The organism is Fontibacillus panacisegetis (assembly GCF_900102215.1).
In the GTDB taxonomy this organism is placed as follows: Bacteria; Bacillota; Bacilli; order Paenibacillales; family Paenibacillaceae; genus Fontibacillus; species Fontibacillus panacisegetis.
Genome location: NZ_FNBG01000013.1, coordinates 38,345 through 54,772, shown reverse-complemented (window position 1 = coordinate 54,772; position 16,428 = coordinate 38,345). Strand labels below are relative to the sequence as shown.

At 42.7% G+C, this 16,428-nt stretch carries 13 protein-coding genes and 1 pseudogene; 10 read left to right on the top strand and 4 right to left on the bottom strand.

What is annotated here, in order from left to right:
* Positions 1–44: 44 nt before the first annotated feature.
* From BLS49_RS12450 to BLS49_RS12425, 6 genes are all read left to right on the top strand, one after another.
* On the top strand, positions 45–1,877 hold the full coding sequence (locus tag BLS49_RS12450) for a cache domain-containing sensor histidine kinase (protein ID WP_245742368.1): 1,833 nt from the start codon (positions 45–47) through the stop codon (positions 1,875–1,877).
* Entirely contained in the window at positions 1,870–3,516 is a 1,647-nt protein-coding gene (locus tag BLS49_RS12445) for a response regulator transcription factor (protein WP_091230593.1), read from the top strand. The genes BLS49_RS12450 and BLS49_RS12445 overlap by 8 nt, the downstream gene beginning before the upstream one ends.
* A gap of 147 nt (positions 3,517–3,663) precedes the next feature.
* The gene (locus BLS49_RS12440; protein WP_091230590.1) at positions 3,664–4,983 is read left to right on the top strand and encodes an ABC transporter substrate-binding protein; all 1,320 of its coding nucleotides are present in this window, start codon (positions 3,664–3,666) and stop codon (positions 4,981–4,983) included.
* Between the two features lie 119 nt (positions 4,984–5,102).
* A complete protein-coding gene (locus tag BLS49_RS12435) occupies positions 5,103–7,223 on the top strand; it encodes a glycoside hydrolase family 36 protein (RefSeq protein WP_091230587.1) in 2,121 nt (706 codons plus the stop codon).
* A 151-nt stretch (positions 7,224–7,374) separates the two neighbouring features.
* Positions 7,375–7,785 carry an SRPBCC family protein gene (locus tag BLS49_RS12430; protein WP_091230584.1) on the top strand — a complete coding sequence of 137 codons (411 nt, stop codon included), beginning with the start codon at positions 7,375–7,377 and terminating at the stop codon, positions 7,783–7,785.
* Between the two features lies 1 nt (position 7,786).
* Entirely contained in the window at positions 7,787–8,137 is a 351-nt protein-coding gene (locus tag BLS49_RS12425) for an ArsR/SmtB family transcription factor (protein ID WP_091230581.1), read from the top strand.
* Between the two features lie 118 nt (positions 8,138–8,255).
* Here BLS49_RS12425 and BLS49_RS12420 read toward each other — a convergent pair whose 3' ends face one another.
* Together BLS49_RS12420 and BLS49_RS25625 are read right to left on the bottom strand one after the other, a co-directional pair.
* The gene (locus tag BLS49_RS12420) at positions 8,256–8,423 is read right to left on the bottom strand and encodes an SDR family oxidoreductase (RefSeq protein WP_245742367.1); all 168 of its coding nucleotides are present in this window, start codon (positions 8,421–8,423) and stop codon (positions 8,256–8,258) included.
* Between the two features lie 2 nt (positions 8,424–8,425).
* A pseudogene (locus tag BLS49_RS25625) lies at positions 8,426–8,521 on the bottom strand (SDR family NAD(P)-dependent oxidoreductase); the annotation flags it as partial.
* Positions 8,522–8,777: 256 nt separating this feature from the next.
* Here BLS49_RS25625 and BLS49_RS12415 point away from each other — a divergent pair.
* Positions 8,778–9,299 carry a hypothetical protein gene (locus tag BLS49_RS12415; protein ID WP_091230579.1) on the top strand — a complete coding sequence of 174 codons (522 nt, stop codon included), beginning with the start codon at positions 8,778–8,780 and terminating at the stop codon, positions 9,297–9,299.
* Positions 9,300–9,642: 343 nt separating this feature from the next.
* Entirely contained in the window at positions 9,643–10,728 is a 1,086-nt protein-coding gene (locus BLS49_RS12410) for a glycosyltransferase family 4 protein (protein WP_139173134.1), read from the top strand.
* Between the two features lie 88 nt (positions 10,729–10,816).
* On the opposite strand, the gene BLS49_RS12405 is transcribed toward BLS49_RS12410, so the two are convergent.
* A complete protein-coding gene (locus BLS49_RS12405; RefSeq protein WP_091230577.1) occupies positions 10,817–13,501 on the bottom strand; it encodes a putative bifunctional diguanylate cyclase/phosphodiesterase in 2,685 nt (894 codons plus the stop codon).
* 210 nt (positions 13,502–13,711) lie between these two features.
* Here BLS49_RS12405 and BLS49_RS12400 point away from each other — a divergent pair, with 210 nt between their 5' ends.
* On the top strand, positions 13,712–14,662 hold the full coding sequence (locus BLS49_RS12400; RefSeq protein ID WP_091230575.1) for a 1,4-dihydroxy-2-naphthoate polyprenyltransferase: 951 nt from the start codon (positions 13,712–13,714) through the stop codon (positions 14,660–14,662).
* Positions 14,663–14,769: 107 nt separating this feature from the next.
* On the opposite strand, the gene BLS49_RS12395 is transcribed toward BLS49_RS12400, so the two are convergent.
* Complete coding sequence (locus BLS49_RS12395; protein WP_091230571.1) at positions 14,770–15,270, bottom strand: hypothetical protein; 501 nt, start codon at positions 15,268–15,270, stop codon at positions 14,770–14,772.
* A 213-nt stretch (positions 15,271–15,483) separates the two neighbouring features.
* Between BLS49_RS12395 and BLS49_RS12390 the strand changes: the two genes are divergently transcribed.
* On the top strand, positions 15,484–16,404 hold the full coding sequence (locus BLS49_RS12390) for a prenyltransferase (RefSeq protein ID WP_091230568.1): 921 nt from the start codon (positions 15,484–15,486) through the stop codon (positions 16,402–16,404).
* Positions 16,405–16,428: the final 24 nt, after the last annotated feature.

Below are 16,428 nucleotides of genomic sequence, written 5' to 3'. Positions count from 1 at the left end.
TAAAAAGGTGAACTATGCTATTGCGTGCCGGAGGTGAGTGAAAGTTGGAATGGCTAGAGCGGTTTTTATTTCAGCTGAAAGAACGAATTTCGCGAAAACTGGTCAACAAGCTGGTTCTGCTGTTTACGACGATCATTATTTTGGTTGTTGGATCGCTTACGATCATTTCATATCAAATGATTCAGAAGGAGTCGGTCAACAATAGCATCGCAAGTACGACGAATAACCTGAAGCTGGTGAATCAGAATCTTGAGGATTATTTTAGTGATATTGAGCAATTGTCCCTGCCTCTGATACGTTACGATGAGACGATTCGGGCTATCGTTAACGAAGGAACGGATTATGCTTCAAAAATGTACATTGAGGATTATTTAAGAGAGATGTTCTACTCGCGGAACGATTTGAACGGGATATATCTGTATTTGATCGATCAGGGAAAATATTACTCTATTACGCAAGAGGCGTATGATATAAAAATTCGCGTAAGCTACGAGCCGGGAATTCCCGATCAGCCATGGTATACAAGGGCTATGAGCAGTCCGCAAAATCGTTCCTTTCAATCTTTTGTAGAGCCGGATGCTACTTCAGGTTATGCAGTCAATGATAAACCGGGCTTTATGGCGTACCATCGCGTATTGCGGTCGATTGCCTCGAGAGATCCTAAGGCCGTAGTGTCTTTTTATTTGAAGCCATCAGTAAAAGATGAGATTATGAAGGATGTTCCGTTTGAGGAAGGGGAGCACCTCTTATTTCTGAATCCTGATAACGTTCCTTTTCATGTGGACGATTTAGAGTTCTATGAGGAAGTGAAGCAGGAGGGCTTGCTGGATAAGATCGGGCAAAACAATGCGCCTTCTCCTGTAAAATGGACAACAAAGGATCAAGAGGATCGAAAGTACCTCGTTGTTTATAATGTAGGAGAGAGTGATGGGTGGAAGCTGGTTAAGCCAATATCTTACAGAAATATTTATCAGGCCGCTGAAACGACAAGGAATATAAGCTATATGATCGGTCTCTTATTCCTCGTTATTTCAGTTATTATAGTTGTACTAATTTCTAATGCAATTACTAAGCCGGTTCATAACCTGGCACAGCAAATGAGACGGTTTAGCGAAGGAACATTTGATGCGTCGGCGCCGGTTAAGGGCCGAGATGAAATAGCTTATTTAACCCGTCATTTCAACCGTATGGTTATTCGTACCAATGATCTCATTAATGAACGCTATAAAATGAAACTAATAGAGAAGAACGCCATTCTTAAAGCACTTGAAGCTGAAATCAATCCACATTTCCTATACAATGCATTGCAAGCCATTTCTACGAAAGCGCTTAAAAGCGGGGAATACGAAGTAGCTGACATGGTAGATGCGCTGGCTTTGACACTAAGATACTGTATCAGTGGCAAAGATATTGTGTATGCCAGAGAGGAGCTTAAGCATATTGATCATTACTTGGCTCTGCAAAAGGCTAGATTTGGCAGTCGTCTTGAAGTGAACGTAGATTGGGAGGAGTCACTTCAGGAATTGCAAATTCCGAAGCTATCTGTACAATCATTGGTTGAAAATTCGATCAAGCATGCCGTAGAAAAGGTATCTGAGCCAGTTGCGGTTACGATCCGAGCCGAATTGGAGGGAAAGCGTGCTTGTATAACTGTTCATGATAACGGACCAGGCATTTCTGAAGCTCGAATGGAGCAGATTTTGCAGTCTTTTCAAACGCAATGGGAGGATCAGGAGGGTGAAAATATCGGTTTGAAGAACCTGAACACCCGTCTGAAGCTGTTGTATGGAGATGATGCGGAGCTTGTTATTCAGAGCAGTGGCAATGGAACAACGATGATGATGTTAATACCGCGGGGAGGCAGCAGCAATGTATAAAGTACTGATTATTGACGATGAAGAGCCGCTACGCGAGGCAATTTCGATATTGGGAGATTGGAAGGGACTACAGGTAAGTAGTGTGCTCGAAGCTACAAACGGGAAATCAGGGCTTGAGATGATTGAGAGTCATCGACCTGATTTAGTGGTTGTAGATATGAAGATGCCGGAAATGAACGGAGTAGAGTTTTTACGCGTTGTTGAGAAACAATATCCTGAGCTGTTGACGATCGTCATTAGCGGTTATAACGATTTTGAATTTACCAGACAGGCCATTCACTCCAAGGTAGTGGATTATTTGCTCAAGCCGATTAATCGGCAGGATCTTAATCAGACGCTTCGAAAGGCGATTGATCTGCTGGAGGCTAAACGGGAAATCAGACAGGAATCGATCACTAAAAATATTGCCTATAATATGTCGCTTCCGAAATTAAAAGAGAAGATATACTTTTCCATTATTGAGGGCAGCTTTAAAAAAGGGAACAATCATGCGTTTTTGTCGTTGATTGGTGGGGATGATCCTAATCACCGATTCGGAGCATTAGTGCTGCGTGTACTCAATATGGAGGGAATTCGCGACAGCCGTTTTAACCATGATGTGGAGCTGCTGTATTTTGCCGTGGAAAATGTAATAAACGAAATGTCGGGTGATGGGCTGCAATGCTTTAGCTTTGTTAATCCGAAGCAAGAGCGTGAAATCATCGCTATTTATACTATATCGGGTGGCTATCCTCAGGACTGGACCTTCCGCTCGGAGCAGTTAATGAAGCAGGTAGTCTCCAATCTTAGCAAATTGTTCGGTATATTGTCTGCAGGCGGAGTAGGTCATCCTTGCAGTGATCCACTTGAATTAGCTCATTCGTATGAAGCAGCAAGATTATCCGTGCTTGAGATCGATCTGTTGAAAATGAAGGGGTCAGGTGTCATCGGTACACATGAGAAGCTGTCTGTACGGGATATCCATTCCTTAACGAGCCGAATGCCGATTATTCGTAATGCATTAGAGTCCGGGAATTTGAATCACGCGCGAACAGTACTTGGTGAATTTGCCCGAAAGGTGCAATCCTCTGATTCCTTCAGTCTCGGGGATGCCGATCGGATGATTCGGGAGGTTGTCGTATTGTTCAACGATATCGCGCTTGAGCTTGGAGTACCTGCAGACAGTACACCTCCCTCTAGCGGAGAACGGGCGCTAAGAGCACTCGGAGTCGGAACTGACTTTTCAACTTTTGAACAATTTGAGCATTTGCTAATGAAAGTCCTTGAACGCTACAGTACGCAAATACGTGAGAAAATGGCAGGCAATCGACCTTTTAGTGTGGATGACATCAAAGAGTACATCGATAATCATTATTTTGAGGATATTAAGATCTCGATGTTCACAGAGAAATACTTTTTAAGTCGGGAATACTTGATGAAGCTGTTCAAGCAGCAGTTTGGCTTCGGTATTCATGAATACGTTCAGAAGGTAAGAATGGACAAGGCTCAGAAATTGCTGGACGACCCCGGACTTAAAATTCAGGATATTTCAGACATGCTGGGATACAAGGACAAGAACTATTTTAGTAAAGCATTTCGAAACTACTATTCAATATCGCCGTCAGAATACCGAAACCAGATTATAAAGGATAAAAAGTGAACAGGGGGATCACGCCACTTTTTTACCCTAAATACATCACTTATCTACATTTTTATAGTGAAGCGTTTTCATTAGAATAAGGCCAAGAGGTACTGCTTCTTATCAATATCTATAACAAAGATCATAACAGAAGGTGGGGGTACATTGATGAAGAAGAAAATTTTAGCCTTGTCTTTCAGTTTGGTGTTGATTATGGGGTTATTGTCCGCTTGCGGAGGCAACAATGCGGCCAATAATGGAGCGGCTAACGGCTCAGGCAACGGAAATGCAACTGCTGACGATTCCAAGCCGGTAACGATCAACATGTTCACTGCTTCCCCGGAGTACACAGATGCTTTTAACGCTTATATCGAAGAATACAAAAAAGTGAAGCCTAACGTAACGATTAACCTGGAAATTATGCAGGCGGATTATAACACCGTTTTGAAATCGAGAATCGCTGCAGGCAGTACACCGGACGTATTTCAAACGACAGCAGGTGGAGATATTGACACCTTTGCAGAATACAGCGCGGATTTGACCAATGAACCGCTCGCTGCAGCAATGACGGATGCCGTACGTTCGAACATGTCCTCTACAGATGGTAAGGTATTGGGTCTCCCGGTAAAAGGCAACCTTTTCGTACTCATTTATAATAAGGCATTGCTTGAAGAGGCAGGAATTACAGCTGTACCCAAAACAACGGCTGAATTGCAGGATGCTGTAGCCAAGCTGGAAGCGAAAGGAATTAGGCCATTCGCCAATGCGTATAAAGAATGGTGGGTATGGAAACACGTATTCCAACATTTCGTTGATGCAGCTGCACAAGATGCTGGCGTGACTCCTAAAGTGCTGGTAGATAAATTTATCGCAGGTGAAGCACAATTCAAAGATTATCCGGTGCTCTATAACAATTTCTTCGAATTTATTGATACAACAGTTAAGCATGGCACAGATAAACCACTGGAACGCGACAGCAATGCAGGAGTTAGTGACTTTGCTTCTGGTAAGGCAGCATTTATGACAGGTAAAGGTGCTTGGGATGAAGAAGCGATCAAGAAGATTAATCCAGATATTCAAATCGGCATCGCAGGTTACCCTGTCAGCGACAAGGCTGAACAAGCTACAATCATCACGGGTGCTGACCAAGCGCTTCGGATTAACAAAGATTCTAAAGCCGTGAAGGAAACGGTTGAATTCTTTAACTGGCTCTATACTTCAGATTACGGCAAGAACTGGTTCTCCAGCGTAGCAAAAGTTATTCCGCCAATCAAAGATGCTCCGCTTCCAGAACTGGACATGCCCAAACAAATGGAAGAAATCTTGAAGGCAGAACCATCGGGCGATCTTTCGGTTAACTATTCACTTGATACCTTCCATCAAAAATTCGGTGAAATTATGCAATCTTACATCGGCGGCAATCAATCCAAGGACCAAGTCGTAGATGAAATTCAGAAAGCGTGGGTTCAACTGGGTTCAGCTCAATAATACTTTCTGAGCGATAAAACAACCTAACTCAGCACCAGGCGGTGCTGAGTTAGGTTGTTTTAAGGACATTTTTAATAAACAATTATTAAACAACCACGTGAGGGAAGGTGTTATAATAAATGTCCCAAATCATAGAAATCCACGAAAATAAAATGCATCTTATTTTAGAGGTTACACAGGAAGAGGAAGTACTGCTGCTGCATTTTGGGGCTCGACCTTTTGCCTCGAACAATGTGCAAGCTGGGCAAAAACGAAGCTTTCGACTTATGGAGCTGCAGCTTACTGGAGAAGATCGGGATGAGTATCATGGAAGAACACACAGAGCAACTTATCCTGGTCTGAGAATGCAATATGACGGGCATGTGGATTATCGAAATACTTACGGCCGGAAGCTTGAAATCGGCATGGTCGATCCTATGACTTCGTTAAAGACAGTACAGCATTTCCAGTTCTATGATGGCATTCAGACCGTTCGTTCCTGGGTAGTGTTAAATAATCAGGGACCCAAACCGCTTGGAGTGGAATATGTCTCTTCATTCGCCTTGACTGGTCTTGATAAAGAAGGCTCACAGGATCGTGGAGACAAGATGAAGCTCTATATTCCTCATACGGGATGGCAAAGCGAGCTTCAATGGAGATCATATTATTTGCCTGAGCTCGGTATGTCCCATCTGATTGACCGCACGTCCAAGCGGATTTATTGCAGTAATACCGGTTCATGGTCTGCTGCTGAACATATTCCAATGGCGATACTGGAAAATGGTGACGATAACAGTACTTTATTCTGGCAAATTGAACATAATGGTTCATGGCACTGGGAGATCGTGGATCAAAGTGATTTGTTAACCTTGCTGATCAGCGGGCCTAATGAGCATGATAACCATTGGTGGACACGGCTTGAGCCAGGAGAAGAATTCGTTAGTGTGCCAGTTGCAGTAGGCTCTGTAGTCGGTGACTATCAGGAGGCTATAGGACAGCTTACTAAGTATCGCCGCAAGATTCGTCGTCCTAATGAGGATAACCGGACATTGAAAGTCATTTTTAACGACTACATGAACTGTCTTTGGGGCAAACCTACCACAAAAAAATTACTGCCGCTTATTGATGCGGCTGCAGAGGTAGGTAGTGAGTACTTCTGTATTGATGCTGGCTGGTATGCCGCAGGCGAGTGGTGGGATGGAGTAGGAGAATGGCTGCCATCTGAGGAACGTTTCCCAGAAGGAATTAAGTATGTGCTGGACTATATTCGTAGCAAAGGAATGGTTCCGGGTCTGTGGCTGGAGCTTGAAGTGATGGGCATTAACAGTCCTAAGCTGGTGGAGACCGATGATAGCTGGTTCTTTATGCGGCATGGTAAAAGAGTGAAGGACCGCAGCCGTTATCAGCTCGACTATCGTAATCCAAAGGTTGTGGCTCACGCAAACGAGGTCATTCGGCGTCTGGTTGAGGATTATGGAGTGGGTTACATTAAAATGGATTACAACATCAATGCAGGAATCGGAACAGAGACGGACGCTGATAGCTGCGGAGATGGTCTGTTACAGCATAATCGCGCTTATCTGAACTGGCTGGATTCGATCTTTGACCGTTATCCTGATCTTGTCATCGAGAACTGCTCTAGCGGGGGTATGCGTATGGATTATGCGATGCTTAGCCGCCATAGCATCCAGTCTACCAGCGATCAGGAGAACTACGCGAACTATGCGGCAATTGCTGCTGCTTCACCATCAGCCCTTACACCTGAGCAATCGGCAGTGTGGTCATATCCGCTTCGTGAAGGAGATGACGAGGAAGTGGTTTTCAATATGGTGAATGCGCTATTGCTTCGCGTTCATCAGAGTGGTCATTTGGCGGAGCTGAGCCCTCGTCGCAGAGAGCTTGTTAAGGAAGCGTTGGATTATTACAAAAAAATTCGCACCGATATTCCCGAAGCGCTGCCATTCTGGCCGCTCGGTCTGCCGACCGCACAGAACGATTGGGTCAGTCTTGGATTGCGTAAGGAAGATCATATTTATTTGGCCGTGTGGCGGGTCAAGGATAGCATTCCAGAGAACGATGGCAGGTCCGCTCGGAAGATGCTGCCGCTACAATTCCTTAAAGGAAAGACGTTAGACATTCAATGCGCTTATCCTCAGAACTTTGCTTGCGATTATACATGGACTGCTGCCTTGGGTGAACTGGAAGTGGTTCTGCCGGCATCGAAGACGGCAAGACTGTACGAGATTATCGTCAAAGAATAAAACTGTAATTGAATAGAATGAAACAAGAGCCATATCCACACTCTATGAGGAGGGTATGGTTTTTTTACAGTTTGACATGAAACCAAAAGGTTTCATATAATCTAATCAGAAACCTTTTGGTTTCATAAATGAGAGGAGCTGCTAATAAGTTATGGGAACATTACCGGATATTCGTCATTCTATTATAATCAATGCGCCAGTCACTAAGGTGTGGAATGCTGTTTCAACCTCGGAAGGATTATCTGCATGGTTCATGCCCAATGATGTAAAGCCTGTGGAAGGACATGAATTTGTTATCCAGGCGGGTCCATTTGGCCAATCTCCTTGCAAGGTGACGCTGGTTGATCCACCTAATCGGCTTTCTTTCAACTGGGGAAAGGATTGGACATTGACCTTTGAATTAGTAGAGCAGGAGGGCAAAACCGAGGTTACAGTGATCCATGGGGGATGGAGTGAGGATCAGGTCACGGAGTTTGGCGAGCCGCATACGATTGTGCGTGGGCGCATGGATCAAGGATGGGGTGGACTGGTTGGTAAGCTCTCCGCGTATATCGGAGGTTGATATGCCAGCTGAAGCGCTTAAACAGGATGTCTTTCAGGCGGTTGCCGATCCGACCAGGCGGGAGCTATTGAGTCTGCTTGGAGATCATGAGCTTCCTTTGAAGGAGCTTACGGGTCATTTTACGATGAGCAGAACTGCTGTCTCTAAACATCTTCGAGTTCTTGCAGATGCGGGGTTAGTTCGCGAACGGAAGGTTGGCCGGGAAACACGTTATCGGCTGGATACAGAGCCTTTACTTGAATTAAAGCGCTGGATTTCCTATTTTGATCGTTTTTGGGAGAACAGTCTGTCTCAACTGAAGTATTTCGTTGAATCAGACGACGAGAAGCTGATAGATGGAAAGCATTCATAGGTGAAAATATATGTATGCTTCGCCGGAGTCTGATGATTGGAACGAAGAAAAGGGCTGCACGGGATGGAAAATGACATCCCGTAGCAGCTCTTGCTTTTTCATACTAATCAATATTGTTCTAGCCGTTCATCACACTGCCGCCATTTGCGCCAAGAACTTGTCCTGTATAGATGTTGGCATCATCTGAAGTAAGAAACAGTACGGATTTAGCGATTTCTTGAGGGAAGGCTAGTCGGCCGAGAAGCTGGCGGTTCTTCTCATGACCTTCTTCAAGAGAGGAGCGCACATCCCTGCTTTAGCGAATTCAAGAGCAATTGCTTTTCCGATACCCCGGCTTGCTCCAGTAATCAGGGCAACTTTTGTTTGTGAGTTGAAGCTGTTCATAGTTGGACTCTCTCTCCTTTGGTTCAAGTATGCGCTTTCAGTGTTAAGTTATAATAAGACTACCAACACTTTACCAGAAGTTAGAAGCACTAAATCAAATTAATTATGAAGATTTAAAAATAAAATAATAAAATTTTGTAATCGGTTTTAACTTTCTTGTGACCCTTTTTTTATCAGTGAGCATATAATAATGGTATAGTGCTTTTTTGTGAAACTGATGGTGAGTGTTGAAGCTCAGAAAGGCGGGGAACATGTAATGAAAAAAATACTGACGGTAATAATCCCACTACTTCTAATTGTTGTGATGTTTTCAGTCGCCACGCCAAGTTCAAGAGCCGCTCAGCCAGAATCTCAACCAGTCGTTCAGAAGGATGAAGTGATAACAGCATATATAGACAAGATTCACTTAAATGCCGGCAATGGAGAAATTACGGTAGATCCAATATTGTGGTATGAGGGTGAAGAAGCAGAGCAGGCTTTTGCCCAATATGAGCCTGATGCTGGAATTGATGGGCCTCCGGACGGGTACTACATCGTCAACGATGATGAGAAGCTACAGAAATATCCGCTGGCAAATGATGCTGAGGTGTTGATGCAAATTTATGATCATACAGGAAATGTAGAGGACATCGATATTTCTTGGAATGAACATATTAGCTTGCAAAAATTTGCCCAACTGTTTGAGCATACGGAGTTGCTGGATGTTAGGGACTTCCCTTATCATTTGACGATCGAGAATGGTCAAGTCACTCGTATCGTTCAACAATACATTCCTTAATCAATACACATGAAGTAGGCGCTCCAATCTTTAGGATTGTGAGCGCCTTTTTTGTCTTTATGATCTTGATCCGCTCATGGACTAAAGAATTAATGTCATTTTCTCTAATAATATTAAAATTAAGGAAAAAGTAGGATACCATACATTCTATTATATGTTAATATAAGGATTGTAATAGCGACTTTTTACCTATGCGACATATTTCGATACGGTTCGATAGGTGGGTGCTTTGCGCTATTGAAAGTAATAAAATCCCTTTAATTCATAATAATACTACGCAATAATGAATTTGAGATCACACATTTGAAGGATAGAAACATTGTATGGTAAAGAAGGAGAGCTCATGAGAATTGCTTATCTGATTCATTGGAATGAAGGACCAGATAGTGGTGTATTTAAAAAAGTAGTCAGTCAGGTCACAGAGTGGTCGCGGCAGGGACATGAAGTAGGGCTTTTTCTGTTCACGGCAGGGAATCCTCAGGATTGGAAGGACGCTATAAAAGGAGTCCAGTTGATCATACAACCGTATAGTAAGGGGATGTGGCGGAATTCTGAGTTCCGGAAACTGGTCTATCGAGTGGATCAATGGAAACCGGACGTCGTTTATCATAGATTTGAGACGCACTATTCTCGATTGCCTGAACTTTTAAGAAAGATTCCTTCTGTATTAGAGATTAATGCTAATGATATTACAGAGATGCGCAGAAGAAACATATTCAAATATACTCACCATACAATGACTCGTGAGAAGGTACTTAGATCGACCTCAGGCTTCATATTTGTGAGCTCAGAAATTATGGATTCAGAACATTTCAGACGACAGGCGAAGGACAGAATTGTAATAGGCAATAGTATAGCACTTCATGATTTTACTCCAGCTCCGCCTACCGATAACAAAGATCCTCGTCTAATATTTATCGGGGAGCCCCGATCATCATGGAATGGAATCGATGCTATCGCTGATATGGCGAGAATGCATAAGGGCTGGCATTTCGACATCATTGGGATTTCGCTCTCTGAGTATAGGAAGTCTGTTCCCGAAAATATGAAATTTCACGGTAAGCTGTCAAAGTCCCAATACGAGCCATTCATGCAGCAGGCTGATGTTGCTTTAGGATCACTTGCCTTGTATCGCAGAGGAATGAATGAAGCATCGCCGCTGAAGGTTCGTGAGTATTTAGCATATGGTTTGCCTGTCATTAATGGATATGTGGATACTGATTTTAAAGAGGAGGTTCCATTCATCCTGCGAATTCCTAATGAATCGCGCAATACGGTCAAAGCATCAGCAGAAATTGAGAAATTCGTAAAGTCCTGGCAAGGACGACGGGTGGATCGTAGTGATGTGGAGCATCTCGATATAGCAGTTAAAGAAACAGTAAGGCTGGCATATATGAAAAGAATTAGGGAGAAGGGCGGAATAAGGTAGTCAGACTTAAGAAAACAGGGGTTTAACAATAAGAAAAAACTTCCCGTACTTGATGATCTAATACGGGAAGTTTTTTTAGTTCCAGGTTTTACTTTTCGCTGTCAAAAATATCTATGACAGAACTGCTGTCCCAATCCCGAATAAATCCACAGAACTCCTCGCCAGGCAAGGGCTTGCTGAAGAAATATCCCTGAAATTCATCACACTTCAATTCCGTTAAAAATTTCAAATCATCCGGTGATTCAATGCCTTCGGCAACAACCTTCAGTTCCATATGATGCCCAAGCTCGATGACGGCGCGAACGAGAGAAGACTTGCGGGAACCATCTGTAAGTCCTTCAATAAAGGAGCGGTCCAGCTTCATCTCACTAATCGGAAGCCGCTCTAACTGACTAAGCGAGGAGTATCCTGTCCCGAAATCATCCATTGAAATACGGATACCCATTTTCGTTATATCCTCCATGATCTGAATACCATAATTTACGTTTTTAATGAGAGTTCCTTCAGTAATTTCAAGAACGACATAACAGGGATCAAGTCCCGTCTCTTCAAGTATGCGTGTAATCATAGGGATGAGATTGCTTTGATAGAAATGACGGGCTGAAATATTTACGGCCACAGGAAAGTTATACAGGCCTTGATCCTGCCAGGCTTTATTCTGGCGACAGGCCTCGCGAAGCACCCATTCATCAATATCGAGAATGATTCCTGAATTTTCGGCAAGTGGAATAAATTTAGCCGGTGAGATGATGCCGTATTCGGGATGTATCCAGCGAATCAACGCTTCCGCGCCAATCACTTCGTTACTAACAGCATCGATTTTCGGCTGGTAGTACAAAGTGAATTGTCCGTCACGTAATGCGCTTTTTAATTCATTCTCCAACTGCATACTTTCAGCACGTTGATTCTCTATTATGCTATCGTAGAAATGATAGAAGCCGTCTCCTTGCTCTTTGGCAACATACATCGCGATATCGGCATTTCGCATAATGAGATCCATCTCATTGCCGTCATAAGGGTATACACTGATACCGACACTCACTGACATATACAGAGAGCGCCCGTTTATTTCAAATGGGGTCTCCAAGCTATCGCAAATATTTTGAGCAATCCGCTGAACGTCTGAAATGTCCTCATAATGCAAAATAAACAGAAATTCGTCACCGCTTATCCGGAATACCTTGCATTGCTCCGACACGATCAATGAGAAGCGTTCTGCTACATTATACAGAAGTCGATCTCCCACGGTATGTCCCAAAATGTCGTTAACCTGTTTGAAGCGGTTCAAATCGGCAAACATGAGCGCAAATGGATGAGTATTGTCTGGGTTATCCAGATTCAATGTCTTTATGTATTCTGTAAAGTGCAGTCTGTTAGGCAATCTAGTAAGCTCATCATAATAGGCGAGATGATGCAGCTTTTTCTCTGATTTTTGCAATTGGGACGTCTGTTCCTGCAGCAGTTGATTGCTTTTAATGGATTCCTGGAACATTTGAATCAGCGTATTCGACATCGCCCGAAAATTGCGAATCAAAGCACGGATTTCAGTGATCCGGCTTTCTGGCCATTCTACCCTAATGCCGCTATACAGCTTATCCGGCAAATTTGTTGTTAAGTCTGTCAATTCATTCAGAGCGCGAAGTAAGCGGCTATTTAAGTATTTACCTACCGCGGCGGCACAAATGAAGAAGAGAAGCAGTGACAGAAATTGGCCAAGATACTGACAATACAATTGATCTTTAAAATAATTCATAGAAACCAAAATATATAAATTTACCTCTTTGTTTCCGAGCGCTGTCTTGTATATATATTTAGCTTCGCTCCATTCCTGATTAGACAGAATTTGTGATCTCTTGGAAGACGGAACATGCAGATATAAACCGTCATGAATAAGCTGATCGGATGGTGATGGCTCAATTTGTGATGATTTTGTAAGTGCTGGTGTCATCGGGCTTTTTGCAATAATGTTACCTTGCTCGTCGGTAAAAAGGATGTTGATCCGATCATTAGTAGCATAATTATGAATGATATTTTGTAATTCAGAAGATAAACGGGTGCTCGATAGTTTGTCATCGTTGTCATAGCTATCCCATACCTGTTGCAAATCCTGTGAAATATGCTGTGACATGCTAAAGGTTAACTTTGAGGTATAATCGGACAATGTCCTTACAGCGCTCCAACTATTGTTCACGATATAGAATAGAAACGGAAGTGTTACGGATACGAAAATAATATGATACAGCACTTTATAGAAAAATAGAGGCGTCCGCTTATTAACCACTTTGGGAGGCAGCAGACGGCCCGGTGTGTATGCCCACAGTATTTCAGCGGTCATAACATTAAACAATCCGTTTACAGTTGGTACAGCAATCATTAACCATAATTCATCAGAAAGTGGACCATAAGCAGAGGAATAGAGCAGGAATAGGACTGGGGCACCGAGTATGAGCCAGAACATCCAGTCGACAATGATCGAGCGATCCTTTTTGAATAAACTTAACGATAGACCTACGACGACAAACTCTAGCAGAGAAATTGCTACTGCATAAGGATTGTCCCATACAAAAATAGATGCCGAATACACAAGAAGTGCAGCAAACAGACTGTACTTGAAGCCGTAAGCCCTTACCAAAAGCAGCAAAATTATATTTGTAAAGGTAAGCGATATACCGAAAATGAGATTAACATCATGTGACTCGGAAAATAGCGCCAGTGCAAGTCCCAACATAAACATTGCTGCCAGCCGAAGAGATGTAAATCTCTTTTTCGCCATCCTGTTGTTCCTCCTAAAACGTAATAGTAGTAAAAATGTAGGAGATGAGGTACTTATAGCCTATTAGTTTTCTTCGCAATGGTATAAATATCCTCTTTTTATGGATACATGTTTGAAAAATGCTTGTCAATGACATTTGAAATAGTAAATATTTAAAAAATAAGATATCTTCTTTTTAGGGAAAAAATAATTGAGGATGATGGACACATTATGGTGATAACTAAGTTTTTTAAATTGGTAGAGATTCAGACTAAAGCTGCTAGTATAATACCCTTCCTGCTTGGAACGGTCTATGCTCTGTTTCGGTTTCATGAGTTTAATGGTTATCATTTTGCATTGATGCTGATCTCATTGTTAAGTTTTGATATGGCTACTACTGCTATTAATAATTTCTATGATTATGCTAGAGCAAAGAAAAAAGATGGCTATGGCTATGAGGTACATAATGCTATCGTGAGCTACAAGATGAAGCCTGGAAATGTACTGGCTGTCATATTTACTTTGCTTATTATCGCGATTGCAGCGGGGATTGTACTCGTAACGGAGACGAATTTATTAGTTTTATTAGTAGGGGGACTGTCATTTGCTGTAGGAATCCTGTACTCGTTTGGACCATTGCCTATTTCCAGAATGCCACTCGGGGAAATATTTTCCGGGTTGTTTATGGGGTTTGTGATTATGTTTACCTCAGCATACATTCATGTCGAAGAGAAGCTTGCCTCCCTTATGTTACAAGGAGGAGCCGTTTTTTTAGAGGTTCAGCTGGTGGAGGTGCTGCTCATTTTTCTGGTCTCAATCCCTGCTATTTTAGGCATCTCCAACATTATGCTGGCGAATAATATTTGCGATCTGGAAGAGGATATTGAGAATAAACGATATACTTTGCCTGTCTACATCGGCAGACCGAAAGCACTTATTTTATTCAAGCTGCTCTATTATGCGGCCTATTTTGATTTGATCGTTCTGTTATTTATGAAGGTGAATCCGATTTTGCTGCTGTTAGTTTTGCTGACGATTATTCCGGTTAGAAAAAATATAAAGCGATTCACAGAGCAGCCGACGAAGCAATTTACCTTTGCCTTGGCTGTTAAGAACTTCATGATGACGAATGTTGCGCGGATTGCCGTTCTGGCTATAGCTGTAGTTATGACAAGATTATGATGTGATATATCGTCCATAAAATAATGGCGCCACCAAAATAAGCCTCCAACTCCACGATGCTGTGGTGTCGGGGCTTATTTGCTTGCAAGTGCAATTTATGAACCTTATTAATTTTTTCGTTTCGACATCATAAATGCTGCACCAAAGATAATAAGGGCAATTGCAAGAACGGGCTGTCCAAAGATGAATCTGTTATAAAGAGACCCAAGGGAGAATACGGCAAAGAAAAGAATTGATATTCCACCCAGAATGTTAATAGGGATCAGAAGCCATCTGTTGCGTCCACCAAACCAGTATAATTCAAGCAGTCCGATTGCCGGAGCAGCAATGAATCCTGGCCAGAGATACTGCCAGCTGTTAAACAAAATAGAGAGCTGACACACCAGGCCGACGGTAAACAGTATACCTCCTGGGATGAGTAATCCCGTAGCTTTTTGATTTGTCATGGAGAAGTATAACCAATGAAAGAACAAGCCGAGCGGAATAATAAATAAGGTTGGCCAGAAATGGCCGAACAATGTACCAGCAGTTAGAGCTTCTTTGCGAAAGAATAGTAAGTAAACGCCGAGTAAAACGAGAGCAGGCCCGATCCATGATTTTTTGCTCATTTTGCTTAATAATCCCCTTCCTATGTACTTAATTGTTAATAGCATACTATAAAAAAGGGGCTAGAGCTTCGGTCTTTGGGTAAGGAATTAACTGGACTTAAGTCCAGTACCTGTTATTCTATTAATTTCCCATTCTACTCTTATAAACATCATGTATAATTGATAGTGACATTTGTTACACACTATATTTTAGATTGGGGCGTGAACTGACCGGTGAGTAAATTAACATTATTTATTAAGGCATCCCGGTTCTGGGCAATTACTGTCATGCTGGTCCCTGTATTTCTTGGAGGAATAGGGGCATATGTATGGAAGGGAGAATTTCATCCATTATTGTTTATTCTTACTTTGATCGGGGCGGCTTCGGCTCACCTGTTCTCAAATATGATCAATGATTTGTGGGATTATCGGAACGGGGCAGACGTAACGGCAAAAGAAAATCCCGATATGATCTCAACCAATTCAGGTCTTTTGGCCGGAGGCATTATGAGTGAACGCACTTACGCGGCTATCACCTGGTCGCTGCTTGGCTTAGCGGTGTTGAGTGCAGTTATTCTTAGTTTATTCAGTAGCTGGCTTGTGATGATATACTGCGTTCTTGGCGGCGCAATTGCATATTTCTATGTAGCCCCACCGATTCGATACGGCTATAGAGGAAAAGGCTACAGCGAAATCGCGATTTTGCTGTCTTTTGGTGTGCTGCCGATTATGGGAACATACTATGTTCAGACTGGCGAATTCAGCTTTAGCCTGGTGCTGCTGTCCATGCCGGTTGGCATCCTGACAACAATGCTGTTATTCAATCATCATTTCTTGCACTGGCAAGCGGACGAGCAGGCAGGTAAAAAATCACTTGTTGTCGTTTGGGGCGAAAAGAAATCGTTGCGTTTTTCTAAAATGATGCTGATCCTTGCTTATGCTTTTGTTGTTATATGTGTAGTGACTAAGGTTTTACCCGTATATGCATTACTTGCGTTACTTACAGCAATTCCGGTGTACAAAGTATATGGGGGGCTTAAGGAGGAGAATCCTGCAGTAGCATATTTGCCACTCATGGGCGCTTCACAGAAGGCCTCCGTTCGTTGCGGAGTTGTGATGATGGCAGCAATGCTCATACAAGGAATCATTCAATAGTACAGATTGTACATTTCAACTGGA

Coding starts and splice junctions, on each gene's coding strand:
- BLS49_RS12445 (WP_091230593.1), top strand. CDS start 1,870: ATGTATAAAGTACTGATTATTGACGATGAAGAGCCGCTACGCGAGGCA.
- BLS49_RS12440 (WP_091230590.1), top strand. CDS start 3,664: ATGAAGAAGAAAATTTTAGCCTTGTCTTTCAGTTTGGTGTTGATTATG.
- BLS49_RS12435 (WP_091230587.1), top strand. CDS start 5,103: ATGTCCCAAATCATAGAAATCCACGAAAATAAAATGCATCTTATTTTA.
- BLS49_RS12430 (WP_091230584.1), top strand. CDS start 7,375: ATGGGAACATTACCGGATATTCGTCATTCTATTATAATCAATGCGCCA.
- BLS49_RS12425 (WP_091230581.1), top strand. CDS start 7,787: ATGCCAGCTGAAGCGCTTAAACAGGATGTCTTTCAGGCGGTTGCCGAT.
- BLS49_RS12415 (WP_091230579.1), top strand. CDS start 8,778: ATGAAAAAAATACTGACGGTAATAATCCCACTACTTCTAATTGTTGTG.
- BLS49_RS12410 (WP_139173134.1), top strand. CDS start 9,643: ATGAGAATTGCTTATCTGATTCATTGGAATGAAGGACCAGATAGTGGT.
- BLS49_RS12405 (WP_091230577.1), bottom strand. CDS start 13,501: ATGGCGAAAAAGAGATTTACATCTCTTCGGCTGGCAGCAATGTTTATG.
- BLS49_RS12400 (WP_091230575.1), top strand. CDS start 13,712: ATGGTGATAACTAAGTTTTTTAAATTGGTAGAGATTCAGACTAAAGCT.
- BLS49_RS12395 (WP_091230571.1), bottom strand. CDS start 15,270: ATGAGCAAAAAATCATGGATCGGGCCTGCTCTCGTTTTACTCGGCGTT.